Source organism: Roseomonas sp. BN140053, assembly GCF_047690175.1.
Lineage (GTDB): Bacteria > Pseudomonadota > Alphaproteobacteria > Acetobacterales > Acetobacteraceae > Roseomonas.
The window spans coordinates 55,977-72,385 of record NZ_JBLLEB010000006.1 but is presented as its reverse complement, the minus strand read 5'-3'; the positions used below and the strand labels follow the sequence as shown (position 1 = coordinate 72,385).

Genomic DNA, 16,409 nt, shown 5'->3' with positions numbered 1-16,409 from the left:
TTACATGAAGTTCATGATATGGGGCCGGGGCAGCCAGGAAGGTAGGGGCGGAGCGACGGCCGGTGGCGACGCGCGCGTAACATCTTGTGCCGCGGAAGGAGGGCCATTGACGCGCGGGCAGGTGACCGGGCCGCGAGGGTCACGGCAGCGCGGCAGCGCGGAGCGGCAACGGCGCGGGGCGGTTCACCGGCGGCGGGTGGCGAGCCAAACGCCGGCCAGGATCACCGCGCCGCCGGCCAGCACATGCGCCTGCGGCCATTCCGCCAGCAGCACGGCCCCGAGCACGGCGGCGAAGACCGGCTGCAGGAAGCCGGTCATGGCGGAATCCGTGGCCCGCGCCCGCTGCGCCAGGGCCACGAACAGCGTCACCGGCAGGGCGGAGGCCAGCACCGCCAGGGCTGCCAGGGTGGCCCAGATGAAGGCGGGCTGTTCCAGGCCGGCCGTGCCCTCGACCCCCAGCATCAGCGCGCCGGCGCCCAGGGCGGACACGGCCTGCTGGCCCAGCGCCAGCTGCGCCGCGTTTCCCGGCAGCACCACCCGCGTGTACAGGTTGCCCGCGGCATAGGAGGCGGCGGCCGCCAGCATCAGCAACCCGCCCAGCGGGTCGGCCCCGGCACCGAAGCTGGCCGGGCCCAGGATGATCGCCAGCCCCGCCACCCCCAGCAGCAGCCCCGCCAGCCCGGCCGGGCCGAGCCTTTCGTGCGGCAGCAGCACTGCGGCGGCGGCGGCCACCATCAGCGGCGAGGCCGACTGGATCAGCGCCGCTTGCGCCGAGCCGAGGGTAACCAGCGCGATCGCCGTCAGCACGTTGGGCAGCCAGCCATTGGTGGTGCCCAGCACCAGCGCATGCCGCAGCATGGCGCGGGGATAGCCGCCGCGCAGGGCACCGGCGAACCAGGCCCAGAGCAGCACCGCCAGCACCGCCAGCAGCGCCCGGCCGAAGGCCAGGGCAAAGGGCGGCATGGCAGCGGCCGCAATCCGCACCAGCGGAAAGCCCGCGCCCCAAAGGGCGGAGATCAGCAGCAGCCGCCACCACAGCGGCCAGCCCGACAGCGTCACGGCGCGGCGCCAGGGGTCGGCGGCCGGCACGGCGGGCGGTGCCGGTGTGGGGCGGCGCGGGGCGGGCTCTGCCGATGCGGGGCTGCGGGGCGCGGCGGGCCGGGCCGGCGGTGCGGATGTGGGAAGGGCGGAACCGGCCGGCCGCGCAGGTGCGAAACGGCGGGGCGTGGTGGCGGGCGGGGTTCCATCGCGGCCCTGGTGTCCGGTTTCACGACCAGGGGCAACCCGGCGGGTGGCGCGTGCCCGGCAGCGGCGCGAAACGGCGGCGCGGGCCGGGCTGGGGCGGTGGATCGTGGCTGATGACGCAGGGGGCGCGGCCAAGTGGCGGGTGGAGACGCCGTGGTCCGGGTCTGGGCCTTGCCGCTCGCGCGGCCCGGTGGCGGGCGGAGAGGCCGCTTGCCCTGGGCAGGGGGCACGCCCCATCTTTCCCCCAAGAGCTAGGGAGAACCCGGAACCATGGACGACATCGTCATCGCCTCGGCCGCGCGCACGCCGGTCGGGTCCTTCAACGGCGTCTTCGCCGCGACCCCCGCGCATGTGCTGGGCACCGTGGCGATCAAGGCGGCGCTGGAACGGGCGGGCGTGCAGCCGGACGAGGTGGACGAGGTGATCCTCGGCCAGGTGCTGGCGGCCGGCGCCGGGCAGAACCCGGCCCGGCAGGCCAGCGTGCTGGCGGGCATCCCGGTGGAGCGCACCGCCTTCGGGATCAACCAGCTCTGCGGCTCGGGCCTGCGCACGGTGGCGCTGGCGGCGCAGCAGATCGCGACCGGCGATGCCAGCATCGTGGTGGCGGGCGGGCAGGAATCCATGACCCAGGCACCGCACTGCGCCAACCTGCGGGCCGGGCAGAAGATGGGCGACCTCGCCTTTGTGGACACCATGATCCGCGACGGCCTGTGGGACGCCTTCAACGGCTACCACATGGGCAACACCGCCGAGAACGTGGCGGAGAAGTTCCAGATCACCCGCGACCAGCAGGACGAGTTCGCCTTCAACTCGCAGGGCAAGGCGGGCGCGGCCATGGCGGCCGGCCGCTTCGCCGACGAGATCGCGGCGGTCACCATCAAGGGCCGCAAGGGCGACACGGTGGTGTCGCAGGACGAGTACCCCAAGCCCGAGACCAGCCGCGAGATCCTGGCCAAGCTCCGCCCGGCCTTTTCCAAGGACGGCACGGTGACCGCCGGCAACGCGTCGGGCATCAACGACGGCGCCGCGGCCATCGTGGTGATGCGCGGGGCGAAAGCGTCGCGGCGCGGGCTGACGCCGATGGCGCGGATCGTGTCCTGGGCCACGGCGGGGGTGGATCCCTCGATCATGGGCACCGGGCCGATCCCGGCTTCCCGCAAGGCGCTGCAGAAGGCGGGTTGGACCATCGCCGACCTCGACCTGATCGAGGCCAACGAGGCTTTCGCGGCGCAGGCCTGCGCGGTGAACAAGGACATGGGCTGGGACCCGGCCAAGGTGAACGTCAACGGCGGCGCCATCGCGCTGGGCCATCCGATCGGCGCCTCGGGCGCGCGGGTGCTGACCACGCTGCTGCACGAGATGAAGCGGCGCGGCGCCAGGAAGGGCCTGGCCACGCTGTGCATCGGCGGCGGCATGGGCGTGGCGATGTGCGTGGAAGCGGCCTGAGAAGCGGCCGAAACGTCCACGCTTCCACGACGAGCGGCCGGCGTCCCCGCGCGGGGCGCCGGTTCGCGGGTGACCGGCCCGGGTGCTGCCCGGGGGCGCCGGCCGGGGCTGGCGGCCGCGCTTCAGGCTGAGGCGGCAGTTCCGTTGCTCGGCCGAGCCGGCCCAGGGGTGCGGCGGGCTTGACCGGGCTGCGCCTGATCATCGAGCTGGCCGGCGAGGCGGCGCTGCTGCTCTTCGGCCTCAGCCTGGTGCAGCGCGGGGTGAACCGCGCCTATGGCGCCGCGCTGCGCCAGGGGCTGGGCCGGGCGCTGGGCGACCGCTGGCGCGCCTTTGCCGCCGGGCTGCTGGCCACCACGGCGCTGCAATCCTCCACCGCCACGGGGCTGATGGTGGCCGGGCTGCACAGCAACGGCGCGCTGGGGCTGGTGGCGGCGCTGGCGGCGATGCTGGGGGCCAATGTCGGCACGGCGCTGATCGTGCAGGCGCTGAGCTTCGACCTGCGCACCGTGTTTCCCGCGCTGATCCTGCTGGGCTGGACCGCCATGAAGCGCGGCAAGCGGGCGCGCACGCGCGACCTCGGCCGTGCCGGGGTCGGGCTGGGGCTGATGCTGATGGCGCTGCACCTGATGCTGGCCACGGTGGGGCCGGTGGAGGATTCCCCCACGCTGCGCGAGCTGCTGCCGCTGCTGGACGGCGCGCCACCCCTGGCGGTGCTGCTGGCGGCGGTTCTGGCCTGGGCCACGCATTCCTCCCTGGCGGCGGTGCTGCTGGTGGGGTCGCTGGGAACGGCGGGGCTGTTGTCGCCGCCTTCCGTGCTGGCGGCGGTGGCGGGGGCGAATCTCGGCGGCGCGGTGCCGCCCTTCCTGGCCGCCCGGCATGCCCGGCGCGGCCCGCCCGACCCGGCACGGCTGCGCCTGCCGGTGGGCAACCTGCTCAACCGCGCGGTGGGCGTGGCGCTGGTGCTGGCGCTGCTGCCGACGCTGAGCGGCTGGCTGCACGGGCTGGACCCGGCGCCCGCGCGGCTGGTGGCGCATGCGCATCTGGGCTTCAACCTCGCGCTGGCGGTGCTGTTCCTGCCGCTGCTCGACCCGCTGGCCGCGCTGCTGCGCCGCCTGTTGCCCGGCCTGCCGCCCGAGGCCGATCCCGGCGCGCCGCGCTACCTGGATGCCGCGGCGCTCGCCACCCCCTCCGTGGCCCTGGCCAATGCGGCGCGCGAGGTGCTGCGGCTGGCCGATACGGTGGAGGCCATGCTGCGCGCCGCTGCGGCGGCACTGGACCGCGCCGACCGCGACGCGGCCAAGGCGGTGGGGGAGCTGGACGACACGGTGGACCGGCTGCACGGCGCGGTGCACGCCTATCTCGCGCAGCTGCCGCGCGAGGGGCTGCCCGCGACGGAGGCGACCCGGTTGCAGGAAACCCGGCATTTCGCCATCGCCCTGGAACATGCCGGCGACGCGGTGGATCGCGGGCTGATCCGCCACGCCCTGCGTCGCGCCCGGCGCGGCATCGCCCTGCCGTCGGAGGAAGCCGCGCGGCTGGCGGCGCTGCACGAGCGGCTGGTAGCGCAGCTGCGGCTGGCGGTGGCGGTGTTCATGCTGGAGGACGGCGAGGCCGCCCGCCACCTGGTGCGCGAAAAGGAAGCCTGGCGCGCGGCGGAGCGCGAAGCCGCGGACCGGCTGGCCGAAGCGGGCGCGGAGCCTTCTGCCGCGGCGGCCCTGGCGCTGGACGTGACGCGCGACCTGAAGCGCATCGCCGCCCACCTCGCCGCCGTGGCCTATCCGCTGCTGGAACGGCAGGGCGAGCTGCGGTCCAGCCGGCTGCGCGCCGTGCCGCGAGACGCGCCGGCCGCGTGAGGCAGGCCGGCCGCCCGAGGCGGGCCGGCCGCCTGGGGCGGGCCGGGGTTTCCGGGCCGGCAGGCTTGCCAGAGCCCCCTCGCCTTCCCAGCATTGCGCGGCAATCCCGGCCGGGGTCGCGACGTGCCCGCCCGCCGGCCGCATCAGGAAGGAAACGCCATGCCGAACCAGTCCTCCCTCCTCCTGCCGCCCGGCTTCCGGCCCGGCCGACGCGCGGCGCTGGGGCTGCTGGCCGCCGGCACGGCGGGGTTGGCGATGCCGGCGATCGGGCGCGCCCAGATCCCCGACCGGCGGGTGAAGATCGGCGTGCTGAGCGACATGTCCGGCCCCTTCGCCGACCAGGCCGGGCCGGGCTCGGTGGTCGCGGCGCAGATGGCGGCGGAGGATTTCCGCGCCGAGAACAACGAGCTGACCGTGGAGATCATCGGCGGCGACCACCAGAACAAGCCCGATATCGGGGCTTCCCTGGCCCGCCGCTGGGTGGACCAGGAGGGCGTGGCGGCGGTAGTGGACCTGCCCAATTCCGGCGTCGGCCTCGCGGTGTCGGAGGTGATGCGCGAGAAGCACCGCACCACCCTGGCGTCCGCCACTGCGACCTCGGACCTGACGGGGCGGGCCTGCGCGCCCACCACGGTGCAGTGGGTCAACGACACCTGGGCGCAGACCCATGGCATCGTGAACGGGCTGCTGCCGCGCGGCGGCGACAGCTGGTTCTTCATCACCGTGGACTACGCGCTGGGGCAGACGCTGGAGCGCGACGCCACGGAAGCGGTGAAGGCCGGCGGCGGCCGCGTGGCCGGCGGCGTGCGGCACCCGCTGAACACCGCGGACATGTCGTCCTTCCTGCTGCAGGCGCAGTCCTCGGGCGCCAAGGTGATCGCCCTGGCCAACACCGGCGCGGACGTGATCAACGCCATCAAGCAGGCGGCGGAATTCGGCGTGACGCGGCGCGGGCGGCAGCTGGCGGCGCTGCTGATCCTGCTGAGCGACATCCACGCGCTGGGCCTGCCCACGGCGCAGGGCATCACCCTGTGCGAGGCCTTCTACTGGGACCTGGACGACAAGACCCGCGCCTGGAGCCGCCGCTTCGGCGCCCGCATGAACGGGCGCATGCCCACCACCAACCATGCGGGAGTGTATTCCTCCACCATGGCCTACCTGCGTGCCGTGGCGGGGGTGCGGACGGTCGAGGGCGAGCGGGTCGTGGACAAGATGCGCGAGCAGCCGATCGACGACCCGCTGTTCGGCGAGATCACCATCCGCAAGGACGGCCGCGCCGTGCACAGCATGCACATCTTCCAGGTCAAGACGCCGGAGGAGAGCAAGGGCGCCTACGACTACTACAAGCGGCTCGACACGATTCCCGCCGACAAGGCTTTCCGGCCGATGGCGGAGGGCGGCTGCCCGCTGGTGGCCAACGGCTGACCGGCCGGGGCGCCGCCCTGGCGCGGCGCCCCGTGGGTCAGCGCGGCTGCACGCCGGGGTCGCCGCCGGGGGTGCCGGGGGGCGGGATCACCGGCGTGGTGCTGGGCTGCGCCGGGGTGGGCGCGTGGATGCCGGGGTCCACCGCGGCCGGCGGGCGCAGCACCCCGCCGGGCACCGTGCCCGTCCCGGTGGTGCCGGGGACGGCGTCGGGCGTGGCAGGGGCGATGCGCTCGGGCGGTGCGGGCGGCAGCGGCGAGGGCTGCGCCGGGGCGGCAGTCTGGCCGAAGGCGCCGCTGGCCAGACTGCCGCCCAGCAGCAGCGCGGCCGTCAGCCAGGGCAGCAGCGCGGCGCCGGGCCCGGCCTGTTGAACGGCTACGCGGGAGCCGCGCCGGCGGGAAGGGTTGGAACTGCTCACGCCGGGTCTCCACCGAGGGTTCGGGCGGCGCGGAACGGCGCGGCCGGAGGGCCGGGCGCGGTTCCGCCGTCTCCCTCGGGGAACGTCGGGGCCGGGAGGAAGTTCGCCGGGGCGCTCAGCCCGGCGGGAGATGGCGGTCCAGCACCGCGGTCAGTTCGGCCACCGCCTCGGGCGGCAGGCGCGGCAGGGTGGCGGCGAGGCGGTTGGCCAGGGCGGTGACTTCCGGTGCCAGACCTGCGGTGTCCAGCACCGCGCGCGGGTGCGACAGCCGGGCGAGGCGGACCATCTCGTCGCCCTCGTCCCAGATCAGGCCGAAATACTCGTTGATTTGGTGCACCAGCCCCGCGGTCGGCACGCCGCGATGGCCATGCTCCAGCGCCGACAGATAGGCGGCGGAGACTTGCAGCGCGGCGGCCATCTCCTTCAGCGACACGCCGCGGCGCGCCCGCAGGTCGCGCAAACGCGCGCCGAAGGGCGTCACGGCCTTGCCCTGAAAGGGGTCACGCCCGCGGTCGCAACGCGGCGGCACGACGGCGGAGCAGCAGGTGCACCGCGCCGGAATTGCGCACATGCGGGTGCGCCGCGCCCAGCACCAGGGAGCGCAGCGCGGGCCCGTTGAGCCAGTGCGGCAGCTCGCGCCGCAGGACGCCCCCTTCCCCACCGTTGGCCTGCGCCTCGCGCGAGCCTTTGCCGGTGACGATGGCGACGCAGCGCACCCCGTCGGCATGTGCGTCGCGCAGGAAGCCCAGCACCGCCTCGTGCGCTTCCTGGGCGCGGCGGCCGTGGAGGTCCAGCGTGCGTTCCGGCCGGGTGGTGCCGCGGCGCAGGTCCTTCCAGCGGCGGGCATCCATGCCGGGCGGCGGCGCGCCCACCAGCAGCGCGGGCAAGGGCTGCGCCGGCCGGCGCGGCGGCGGGGCGGCGGCCAGGGGAGCGGGCGGCACCGGCGTGGGGGTCGGGGGCGGTGGCGGGTCCGGCAGGACTTGGCCGGCGCGCGGCGTGACGCCGGCGCGCTGCGCCCAGGTATGCCACAGGGAACGTTCCCCGGCGCTGAGAACGCGCGGACGGCGGGGCATGCGCGGCCTCAGCCCGGGCAGCACGCGGCGGCGCCGGGGCGGCCGGCGGGCAGCGTCGAACGGGCGGCGGCGGCGCGCGGCGGGAGGACCATGTGCCCTAGATAGGGGCGACCGGGCGGGGGATGAAGCCGTGCAGCCCGGGCGCGCAGCGCCGCCCTGCCCGGTGCTGGCCGCCGGGGCCGGTTCGCCTGCCGGCGGGTTCAGATTGCCGGAGCCAGCCGCAGCGGCCCGCCGGGTTCGCGGGCGGGGCTAAGGGTCGCGCCCGGCCAGCATGGCGGCGGCGCTGCGCGGCAGCAGCACCCACATCCGCACGGGTTCGCGCACGTTGCCGGCCCGCTCGCCGGCCTCGTGGCCCCAGCCGCGGAACAGGTCGCCGCGGCCTGGACCGCGGATGGCGCCGCCGGTGTCCTGCGCCGCCAGCAGCCGGCGGAAGCGCTCCCCGGCGGGGCGGCCGGGCTGCGGGTCGGCGTCGGCCACGAAGACCGGGGCGCCCAGGGGCACCACCGCCGGGTCCACCGCCACGGAGCGCTCGGGCGTCAGCGGGATGCCCATGGCGCCGGGCGGGCCCTGGTCGTCGCGCAGCCCCTCGTTGCGCTGAAAGAAGATGTAGGAGGGGTTTTCCGCCATCAGCGCGTTGGCGCGTTCCGGCCCGGCGGCGGCCATCCAGGCACGGATGGCGCGCATCGACATGCGATCGCGCATCAATTCGCCGCGCTCGATCAGCGAGCGGCCCACGGCGCGGTAGGGCTGACCGTTCTGCCCGGCATAGCCCAGGCGCAGCACGGCGCCATTGGGCAGCACCACCCGGCCGGAACCCTGGATGTGCAGGAAGAAGGCCTCGGCCGGGTCGGTCACCCAGGCCAGTTCCAGGCCCCGCCCGGCCAGGGCGCCATTCTGGATGGCGGCACGGTCGGGCAGCGGTTCCAGCCGGCCGTCCTGCAGGCGGCCATGCGCGGGGCGCAGGCTGTTGGGCACGTCGATCGCCACGTGCTCGGGCGGCTTGCTGTAGAGCGGGGTGGCGAAGGCCTCGTCGGGGGCCAGGGAACCCCGCAGCACCGGCTCGTAATAGGCGGTGAGCAGCCCCTCACCGACGGGCGCGGGCGAGAAATTCTCTTCCAGGGCCCGGCGCAGGTGCTCGTTGCGCGCCACCTGGGCTTCGCGCAACCGCGCCTGCCCGGCCCGGCCGCGCCGGCGGTTCGGGGGCGGCAGCGGCGGCAGGGTGTTCCAGGCGCGGATCAGGGCGGCGCAGGCGGGGCGCCAGAGTTCCGGCGTGCCGGCGGCGGCGGCGATCTCGCCGGCCCCGCCCAACGCCCGGCCCGGCGTCATAGCGGCGAAGGCGCGACAGGAGGCCAGCACGGGCGGCAGCGCCTCGATGGGGGAGTCGTCCGCCCAGCCCGGAAGGTCTTCCCAGGCGGCGGGTTGCAGTGGCGCGGGGGGGTCGGCCGGTGCCGCGGCGGCCATGGCGGCTGCGGCGGTGCCGCCGATCACCACGCCGCGGCGGGCGGCATCCTGGCGCGCCAGGCGCCGCTGCACGGCCTGGCGCTGCTGGACTTGGTTGCGTGGCGGGGAAGCACGCCGGGCCGAGACTTCCCGCGCCTCGGCAGGGGCGGCGGGTGGCAGCAGCAGGGGCGGCAGCGCCAGCCCCACCAGCAGCATGATACAGGCAGCGCGCGCCGGGCGTGCCATGTTCGCGCCGCGCCGCGCGCTACCCGATGGACCTTCAGGCCGACCGCGTGCCGGCCAGCTTCCAGGTCGGGTCGCCGCTGCGGAGGTCGCGCTGGAAGGTCCAGAGATCCGTCAGCTCGGTCACCGCGTCGGTGCCGGAAGCGGGCGAACCGTCGGCGTTCAGCGTCATGTTCACCTGGTCGGACACGAAGCGGACGGTGACGTCGGCCACCGTGCCGCGTAGCTCGGCCGATTCGATCGCCACCTGGGAGATGGCACGGATCTCCGTGCGCTGGGTCTGGCCGGCGGCTTCGCGGGCGTTCAGCGCCTGCTCGAACCCGGCCCAGGTCTCCTCGGACAGCAGGTCGCGCAGCACGGTGCGGTCGCCACGGGCGAAGCCTTCCACGATCATGCGGAAGGCGCCCTCGGCACCGCCCAGGAAGGCCTGCGGGTCGAAGCCCGGGTCCACGCCGCGCAGGCGCTCCAGCGCCTGCCCCACCGGGCCGCGCGGGTCGGGCAGCGCGTAGCGGGGCGCCTCGGGGGCTGCGGTCACGGGCTCACCCTCGACCACCCGCGGCGGGTAGCCGGCGGCGGGGCGGCCTTCCGTCGGGCGCTCGAAGCCGGTGCGCCGGCCCAGCACGGAGCGTAGCCGCAGGACCAGGAAGGCCGCGACCATCGCGAACAGGATCAGGTCGATGGGGAAGCCACCCTGCATAGTTCAAACTCTCCTCGCGACCTGACCAGATGGGCATTACCGATTGGAAAGGCAACGGCGCAACCGGCCCGGCGGTTCCAAGGCCGGCGGGGCGCATCGCCGCCCATTGCCGTGTTGGGCCGGCATCGCCACCCTCGGGGGCATGATCCTGCTGCGACACGGCCAGAGCGAGTTCAACCTGCACTTCTCCGCCACCAAGGTGGACCCGGGCATCGTCGACCCGAAGCTGACCCCGCTGGGCGAGGAACAGGCGCGAGCGGCGGCCGAGGCCCTGGCGGGGGAGGATATCCGCCGCATCCTCGCCAGCCCGTATACGCGGGCGCTGCAAACCGCGGCGCCCCTGGCAGAGGCGCGCGGGCTGCCGGTGCTGATCACGCCGCTGGTGCGGGAACGCTACGCCCTGTCCTGCGACGTCGGCTCCCCCATCAGCCGGCTGGCGACGGACTGGCCGCACCACGACTTCACCGCGGTGGAGGAAGTGTGGTGGCCGCAGGAGGAAGAGCCGGTGGAGGAGGTCGCCGCCCGCGCCCGCGCCTTCCGGGGCGAGATGGCGCTGCGCGAGGACTGGGCGCACACGGTGGTGGTCAGCCACTGGGGCTTCATCCTGGCGATGACCGGGCAATCCGTGATGAACGGCCAGTGGTTGCGCTGCGACCCGGCCGGGCCGGAGCCGACGAAGGTGGTCTGGCGCCACGGCTGAGGCCGCGGCGCCGGGCAGCCCCGCCGGGCGGGGACGCAGGGGCCGCTGCCCGGCAGGCCCGCGGCGGCGCAACGTCCCCACGCATTGCCCCCTGGGGCCGCGCGGTGTTACGCGACCGGCGATGGCGGCCCAACGCACCTTGACCGAAGCGCTGCGCCCGAAAGGCCGCAGCGGTGCCCTGCGCTTCCGCGCCGCCCTGCCGGTGGCGCTGTTCGGCGACGTGATGGGCGACCGGCCGCTGGGCGGGCGCTTCCGCGCGGTGCGGCGGCTGCTCTCGGCGATGCTGTGGACGCTGGTGGCGCTGCCGATCCAGGCGGTGCTGGTGCAGCTGCCCGGGCGCGGCAAGGTGCGCTTCGCCCGCTTCTACTGGCGCGGGGTGCGCTGGCTGTTCGGCCTGCGGGTGGAAGTGACGGGCGCCGCGCCGGCCGGGCCGCGCACGCTGTTCCTGAGCAACCATTCCTCCTGGCTGGACATCCTGGTGCTGGGCGGCACGCTGGAAGCCTGCTTTGTCAGCAAGGCGGAGGTCGGGAAGTGGCCGGTGGTGGGCACGGTGGCGCGGCTGGGCCGCACGGTGTTCGTCAGCCGCGCGCGCGGCCGCACCGGCACCGAGGCGCACGAGATGAGCGACCGTTTGGCCGCCGGCGACAGCCTGATCCTGTTTCCCGAGGGCACCAGCAGCGACGGCACGCGGGTGCTGCCCTTCCGCTCCTCCTTCCTGGCGGTGGCGGAAGCGGCGGAGCACATCCAGCCCGTGTCCGTCGGCTATGACCGGCTGGGCAACCTGCCGGCGGGGCGGCGGGACCGCTCGGTCTTCGCCTGGTACGGCGACATGGATGTGGGCCGCCATGCCTGGCGATTGGCACGCCGGCCGGGGGCGCGGGTGACCGTGCTGCTGCATGAGCCGGTGGCGCCCGGCGACTTTCCCAACCGCAAGGTGCTGACCGCCGCGGCCGAGGCCGCCGTGGCGGAAGGGGCCGCGACCCTGCGACAGAACCGGCCCGCCCAGCCCCTGACCCTGCACGCGCCCGCGACGCTGCCGCGCCGGCCCGCCCGGAGTTGAGGCGGCACGCCCCGCGCCGCGGGGCTGACGCGACGAACCCTGCGCCGCCGGACTGACGCGGTGCCCGCCGCGCTGCCGGGCTGACGCGGCGAACCCGCGCCGCGAGCCGCGCGCCGGGCCGTGGCGCGCAGGGCGGCGGGTCAGAAGCCTTCCAGCACGGCCTTGCCACGCATGCGGCCGCTTTCCACCGCGGCATGGGCCTCGCGCAGGTTGCTGGCCTCGATGCGGCCGAAGCGCTGACCCAGGGTGGTGCGCAGCGTGCCGGCATCCACCATGCGCGACACTTCCGTCAGCAGGCGGTGCTGCTCGATCATGTCGGGGGTGTTGTGGACGGGGCGGGCGAACATGAACTCCCAGGCCAGGCGGGCGGCCTTGGGCTTCAGCTTCAGAATGTCGAGCGACGGGAAGTCGTCGATCACCCCCACCGTGCCCTGCGGCTCCAGGATCTCGCAGATCGCGTCCCAGTTCCGCGCCGTTTCGGTGACCGAGAAGATCAGCGGGATGCGCAGCCCCAGGGCGCGGGCCTGCGGCGCAAGGGGCTGGGAATGGTCCAGCACGTGGTGGGCGCCGAGCTTCTCGGCCCATTCGCGGCTTTCGGGGCGGGAGGCGGTGGTCACCACCGTCAGCCCGGTGAGCTGACGAGCGAGCTGGATCGCGATGGAGCCGACGCCGCCGGCACCGCCGGTGATCAGCAGGGCGGAGCCGTCGGGCTTGCCGCCGCGCTTCGCGCCCATGCGGTCGAACAGGGCTTCCCAGGCGGTGATGGCGGTCAGCGGCAGGGCCGCGGCCTCGGCGAAGTTCAGGCTCTGCGGCTTGGGGCCGACGATGCGCTCATCGACGAGTTGCAGCTCGGCGTTGGAGCCGGGGCGGTTGATGGCGCCGGCGTAGAAGACCTCCTGGCCCTTGTGGAACAGGGTCACGTCGGGGCCCACGGCGCGCACCACGCCGGCCGCGTCGAAGCCGAGGATGCGCGGCTCGCCGGCCGGGTCGGCGTTGCGGCGGACCTTGGTGTCCACCGGGTTCACCGCCACGGCGCGCACTTCCACCAGCAGGTCGTGGCCGCGCGGGGCGGGCGGGTCCGGCAGGGTCAAGTCCAGCAGCGCGTCGGGATGGTCGACGGGGTGGCAGTGGGTGAACGCGACGGCCTTCATCGGGAAAGCTCCTCGGCTTCGTGGTCGGAATGGCACATGGGATGGCCGGCCGGACCGGAAGGGCGGAAAACCCCGCATTTCCGGCACGGCAGTTCTGCGCGGGGCACCTTGCCGCCGCCTTCCCGCCCTCGCATAGGCGGAATGGACCGCAACCGTTCCACCGCGGATTCGCCGGCCGTGGCGGTGTCCGGGACTGGCGCGGTGTCCGGGACTGGCGCGGTGTCCGGGACTGGCGCGGTGTCTGGGCATGGCGCGGCTCTGGAACCGGCGCGGTGTCCGGAAAACCGGCGCGGAAGCCGGCCCGGACGGGAGGAGGCGCGGGATGGATGGGCTGCTGCGCGAGCTGTACGAGGGCGACACCGCCCGCGCCCATCGCTACCGCTACGGGCTGCTGGTGCTGGACCTCGCCACGCTGGTCTTCGTGGTGACCACCTCCTTTGCCACGCGCGGCCCCTGGGTGGAGGTGCTGGACACGCTGTTCGGCGTGGTGCTGCTGGCCGAGTTCGTGGCGCGCCTGCGGGCCGGGCCGCGGCCCTGGCGGGAACTGCGGCACCCCGCCACGATCGCCGACGGCATCGCGGTGCTGTGCTTCCTGATCCCGCTGATCGGCGAAGGGGCGGGCTTCCTGCGGGCGCTGCGGATGGTGCGGCTGCTGCGCTCCTACCGGCTGCTGGAACGGCTGCGGCGGGATTTCCGCTTTTTCCGGCGCAACGAGGAACCCATCGTCGCCACCGCCGACCTGGTGGTGTTCATCTTCATCATGACCGGGCTGGTCTACGAGACGCAGCACCGCAACAACGCGCAGATCAACAACTACGCGGACGCGCTGTATTTCACCGTCACCGCGCTGACCACCACGGGCTTCGGCGACATCACCCTGTCGGGGACGCCGGGGCGGTTGACCACCGTGTTCATCATGTTTTGCGGGGTGACGCTGTTTCTGCGCCTGGCGCAGGCGATGTTCCGGCCGCACAAGGTGCGCTTCTCCTGCCCGCGCTGCGGGTTGCAGCGACACGAGCCCGATGCCGTGCACTGCAAGGCTTGCGGCCAGGTGCTGGCTATCCCGGACGAGGGCAACTGAAGGGGCGTCGGGCGGCAGGGGCATCGTGCCGTGGGCGGCGTTGCGGATCGGCGCGACACTGCCGCAGCCCGCGGCGGCGTTTCCGCCCCCGCGCCGCCGGCAGCGTCGCGCCGGCGCCCGGGTTCAGCCCACGCAGCGATGTTCCGGTTCAGCCCGCGCGGTGGCGACCGGCTTCAGCCTGCGGCGGTCGGGTTCAGCCGACGCGCAGCAGGGTCGGGCCGAAGCGACGCAGCCAGTCCTGCGCGGCCTGGCGGTGCGGCGTGCGGGCGGTGACATGGGCCCAGAAGCGGGCGGAATGGTTGAGTTCGCGCAGGTGGGCGACCTCGTGCGCCACTACGTAGTCCAGCACCCAGTCGGGGGCCATCACCAGCCGCCAGGAAAAGGCCAGCGTGCCGTCCGGGGCGCAGGAGCCCCAGCGCGAGCGGGTGTCTTTCAGGCGGATCGCCGCGGGCTTCACTTCCAGCGCGGCGGCATGGTGGGCGGCCAGGATGGCGATGCGGCGCCGGGCCTCGGCGCGCAGGAAGTCGGCCACGCGGCGCGGCAGGAAGGCGGCCTCCCCCGACACCACGATCTGGCCGTCCTGTAGGAACACCCCGGCCCGGGCAGCGGGGTCGTGGCGGATCGGGTGGGGTACGCCGCCCAGGGGCACGCTGGAGCCCTCGACGAAGGGCACGGCCGGGGCCAGGGCGCCGAGGCGTTCCGTGACCCAGGCGGCATGGGTGGTCAGCAGCGCCATGCCCTGCTTGCGGCCGGCCCGGGGCGGCAGGGTGATCACCACCTCCCCCGCCCGGGGGTCGATGCGCAGGGACACGCGGCGGGCGCGGGTGGAACGCTGCCAGCGCACCTGGCAGGACACCGGCCCGGCCCCCGGGCTGGCCCGCAGCGGAACGCTCTCGGTCACGTTCTGTTCCATGCGCCTAGGATGGCCCGCCGGCGGGGTGCGGTTCAACGGCTTGACACGGATCGTTCCGGCCGTGGCGAGGGGCGGCGTTGGCGCCGTGTCCCGGCCGCCACTGCCCCTCTCCGGGTGCCAGCCCGGCCAGCGTCGGAGGAGCCGGGCGAGGAAGCGCTTCGCCGTCACGCCGGGAGAGCCTTTGCCAGCAGCATCAGGGGCGCCGTTACTGGTAGCGACGGGGAGGGCTTTGCCGGCAGCATCAGGGGCGGCTTTGCCGCCAGCGTCGTGGGGCGGCGCGGGACGGGCGCCCCTGCCCCGCCCTGTTCGCGCGGGCGCGGGCGGGTCAGCCCGGCAGGCCCTTGATCTCGATCTCCACGAAGGAGAGCGGGGCGGTGCCGGCATTCACCACGTTGTGCTCCGCCCCGGCCAGCCGGTCGTAGGACACGCCGGCCGTCAGGGTCGCCGCGGCGGTGCCGCCGCCGGGCAGCTCCAGCAGCAGCGTGCCGTCCGTGACCGGCACCACCGCATAGGCCCAGCCGTGCCGGTGCCAGCCGGTTTCCGCCCCGGGCGCGAAATCCCAGCGGGTCACGCGCAGGCGGTCATTGTCCACCTGCAGCGTGGGCACCGCCGGGATCCGGCAGCGGAGCGGTTCGCTCACGCCCTGGGCCTCATTCGGCGGCCCGGGGCAGCTCCAGCCCGGGCAGCGGCAGGGCGCCGGCGGCGTCCCAGGCGGCCCAGGCGGCTTCCGCCTCGGCCGCGCTCAGGCGCGTGTGCGGCGGGCGGATGTTGCGCCAGCCCTCCTGGCCGGTGGCGCGGGCGATGATCTCGTGCAGGCCGGGGATCAGCGGCACGGAGGTCGCGGCGCGGCGGGTGGCGGTCAGCTTGGCCTGCGCCGCGTCGGCCTCGGGGCCGGTGCGGTGGGCATAGACCGCGGCGCCGAAGCGGGCATTGCCGTTGGAGGCGGCGGTGATGCAGCCGGCACCACCGTCGCGCAGGATCTGCTGCAGGAACTCGTCGGAGCCGGAATACACCTCGAAGCCCTCGGCGGCGAAGTTGTCCACCATGGCCTTCATGTTGCTGTAGTCACCCCCGGAATCCTTGGCGCCGGCGATCACGCCGGGGAAGGCCTTCAGCAGCCGCTCGATCAGCTTCAGGGTGAAGGGCACGGCCGATTGCTGCGGGAAGTGGTAGAGGTAGAGCTTCACCCCACCGCCGACGCGGTTCACCACCTCGGAGAAGAAGGCGAAGAGCCCGTCCTCGGTCGGGTTCTTGTAGTAGAAGGGCGGCAGCACGAGCACGCCCGGGCAGCCCTGGGTAGCGGCGTGGCGGGTCAGCTCCACCGTATCGGCGATGTTGGTGGTGCCGGTGCCGGGCATCAGCTTGGCGGCGGGGACACCGCGCGACACCAGCCCTTCCAGGATGGTCTTGCGCTCGCTGACGCCGAAGGAGTTCGCCTCGCCGGTGGTGCCGAGCAGGCCGAGGCCGTTGCAGCCATTGTTCAGCAGCCAGCTGGCATGGGCGGCGGTGAGCTCGAGGTCGGGCGCGAGGTCCGCGTCCACCGCCGTCAGCACCGCGGCGTTGACGCCGCCATAGGTGGCGCCCTGGGTTGCCTGGGTCATGCTGCCTCCTCACCGTTTCGTTGGCCCGCCGGTCTCGCATCCCGACCGCGTGCTGGCAACGTTGCA

Annotated in this window: 16 protein-coding genes; 6 read left to right on the top strand and 10 right to left on the bottom strand. The window is 74.6% G+C overall.

What is annotated here, in order from left to right; all coding sequences use genetic code 11:
* Window positions 1-183 precede the first annotated feature (183 nt).
* Window positions 184-1,089 (bottom strand): DMT family transporter, encoded by a 906-nt coding sequence (locus ACLIBK_RS08325; protein ID WP_415386780.1) that lies wholly within the window; start codon window positions 1,087-1,089, stop codon window positions 184-186.
* A 426-nt stretch (window positions 1,090-1,515) separates the two neighbouring features.
* Between ACLIBK_RS08325 and ACLIBK_RS08320 the strand changes: the two genes are divergently transcribed.
* The 3 genes from ACLIBK_RS08320 (at window position 1,516) to ACLIBK_RS08310 (ending at window position 5,969) form a co-directional block, all read left to right on the top strand.
* On the top strand, window positions 1,516-2,691 hold the full coding sequence (locus ACLIBK_RS08320) for an acetyl-CoA C-acetyltransferase (RefSeq protein ID WP_415386779.1): 1,176 nt from the start codon (window positions 1,516-1,518) through the stop codon (window positions 2,689-2,691).
* A gap of 179 nt (window positions 2,692-2,870) precedes the next feature.
* Entirely contained in the window at window positions 2,871-4,544 is a 1,674-nt protein-coding gene (locus tag ACLIBK_RS08315) for a Na/Pi cotransporter family protein (RefSeq protein WP_415386778.1), read from the top strand.
* 159 nt (window positions 4,545-4,703) lie between these two features.
* Complete coding sequence (locus tag ACLIBK_RS08310; protein WP_415386777.1) at window positions 4,704-5,969, top strand: ABC transporter substrate-binding protein; 1,266 nt, start codon at window positions 4,704-4,706, stop codon at window positions 5,967-5,969.
* A 37-nt stretch (window positions 5,970-6,006) separates the two neighbouring features.
* Here ACLIBK_RS08310 and ACLIBK_RS08305 read toward each other — a convergent pair whose 3' ends face one another.
* The 5 genes from ACLIBK_RS08305 to ACLIBK_RS08285 all read right to left on the bottom strand — a co-directional run bounded on the left by ACLIBK_RS08305 (window position 6,007) and on the right by ACLIBK_RS08285 (window position 9,837).
* The gene (locus tag ACLIBK_RS08305; protein WP_415386776.1) at window positions 6,007-6,384 is read right to left on the bottom strand and encodes a hypothetical protein; all 378 of its coding nucleotides are present in this window, start codon (window positions 6,382-6,384) and stop codon (window positions 6,007-6,009) included.
* A 115-nt stretch (window positions 6,385-6,499) separates the two neighbouring features.
* Window positions 6,500-6,865: a helix-turn-helix domain-containing protein gene (locus tag ACLIBK_RS08300; protein ID WP_415386775.1), complete on the bottom strand. Its 366-nt coding sequence runs from the start codon at window positions 6,863-6,865 to the stop codon at window positions 6,500-6,502.
* Window positions 6,866-6,884: 19 nt separating this feature from the next.
* Window positions 6,885-7,457, bottom strand: coding sequence for a Smr/MutS family protein (locus ACLIBK_RS08295; RefSeq protein ID WP_415386774.1), 573 nt, complete (start codon window positions 7,455-7,457; stop codon window positions 6,885-6,887).
* Window positions 7,458-7,706: 249 nt separating this feature from the next.
* Window positions 7,707-9,143, bottom strand: a complete 1,437-nt coding sequence (locus ACLIBK_RS08290; protein ID WP_415386773.1) for a murein transglycosylase A — start codon at window positions 9,141-9,143, stop codon at window positions 7,707-7,709.
* Between the two features lie 34 nt (window positions 9,144-9,177).
* Complete coding sequence (locus ACLIBK_RS08285) at window positions 9,178-9,837, bottom strand: Tim44/TimA family putative adaptor protein (RefSeq protein ID WP_415386772.1); 660 nt, start codon at window positions 9,835-9,837, stop codon at window positions 9,178-9,180.
* 142 nt (window positions 9,838-9,979) lie between these two features.
* Here ACLIBK_RS08285 and ACLIBK_RS08280 point away from each other — a divergent pair, with 142 nt between their 5' ends.
* The gene (locus ACLIBK_RS08280; RefSeq protein WP_415386771.1) at window positions 9,980-10,537 is read left to right on the top strand and encodes a histidine phosphatase family protein; all 558 of its coding nucleotides are present in this window, start codon (window positions 9,980-9,982) and stop codon (window positions 10,535-10,537) included.
* Window positions 10,538-10,676: 139 nt separating this feature from the next.
* A complete protein-coding gene (locus ACLIBK_RS08275) occupies window positions 10,677-11,597 on the top strand; it encodes a lysophospholipid acyltransferase family protein (protein WP_415386770.1) in 921 nt (306 codons plus the stop codon).
* A gap of 140 nt (window positions 11,598-11,737) precedes the next feature.
* On the opposite strand, the gene ACLIBK_RS08270 is transcribed toward ACLIBK_RS08275, so the two are convergent.
* The gene (locus ACLIBK_RS08270) at window positions 11,738-12,748 is read right to left on the bottom strand and encodes a zinc-binding alcohol dehydrogenase family protein (RefSeq protein ID WP_415386769.1); all 1,011 of its coding nucleotides are present in this window, start codon (window positions 12,746-12,748) and stop codon (window positions 11,738-11,740) included.
* Window positions 12,749-13,070: 322 nt separating this feature from the next.
* Here ACLIBK_RS08270 and ACLIBK_RS08265 point away from each other — a divergent pair, with 322 nt between their 5' ends.
* Window positions 13,071-13,829: an ion transporter gene (locus tag ACLIBK_RS08265; protein ID WP_415386768.1), complete on the top strand. Its 759-nt coding sequence runs from the start codon at window positions 13,071-13,073 to the stop codon at window positions 13,827-13,829.
* Between the two features lie 193 nt (window positions 13,830-14,022).
* On the opposite strand, the gene ACLIBK_RS08260 is transcribed toward ACLIBK_RS08265, so the two are convergent.
* The 3 genes from ACLIBK_RS08260 to ACLIBK_RS08250 all read right to left on the bottom strand — a co-directional run bounded on the left by ACLIBK_RS08260 (window position 14,023) and on the right by ACLIBK_RS08250 (window position 16,343).
* Window positions 14,023-14,730 carry a M48 family metallopeptidase gene (locus tag ACLIBK_RS08260; protein WP_415386767.1) on the bottom strand — a complete coding sequence of 236 codons (708 nt, stop codon included), beginning with the start codon at window positions 14,728-14,730 and terminating at the stop codon, window positions 14,023-14,025.
* Between the two features lie 337 nt (window positions 14,731-15,067).
* Window positions 15,068-15,382, bottom strand: coding sequence for a cupin domain-containing protein (locus ACLIBK_RS08255; RefSeq protein WP_415386766.1), 315 nt, complete (start codon window positions 15,380-15,382; stop codon window positions 15,068-15,070).
* A 10-nt stretch (window positions 15,383-15,392) separates the two neighbouring features.
* Window positions 15,393-16,343 carry a dihydrodipicolinate synthase family protein gene (locus tag ACLIBK_RS08250; protein WP_415386765.1) on the bottom strand — a complete coding sequence of 317 codons (951 nt, stop codon included), beginning with the start codon at window positions 16,341-16,343 and terminating at the stop codon, window positions 15,393-15,395.
* Between the last annotated feature and the right edge of the window lie 66 nt (window positions 16,344-16,409).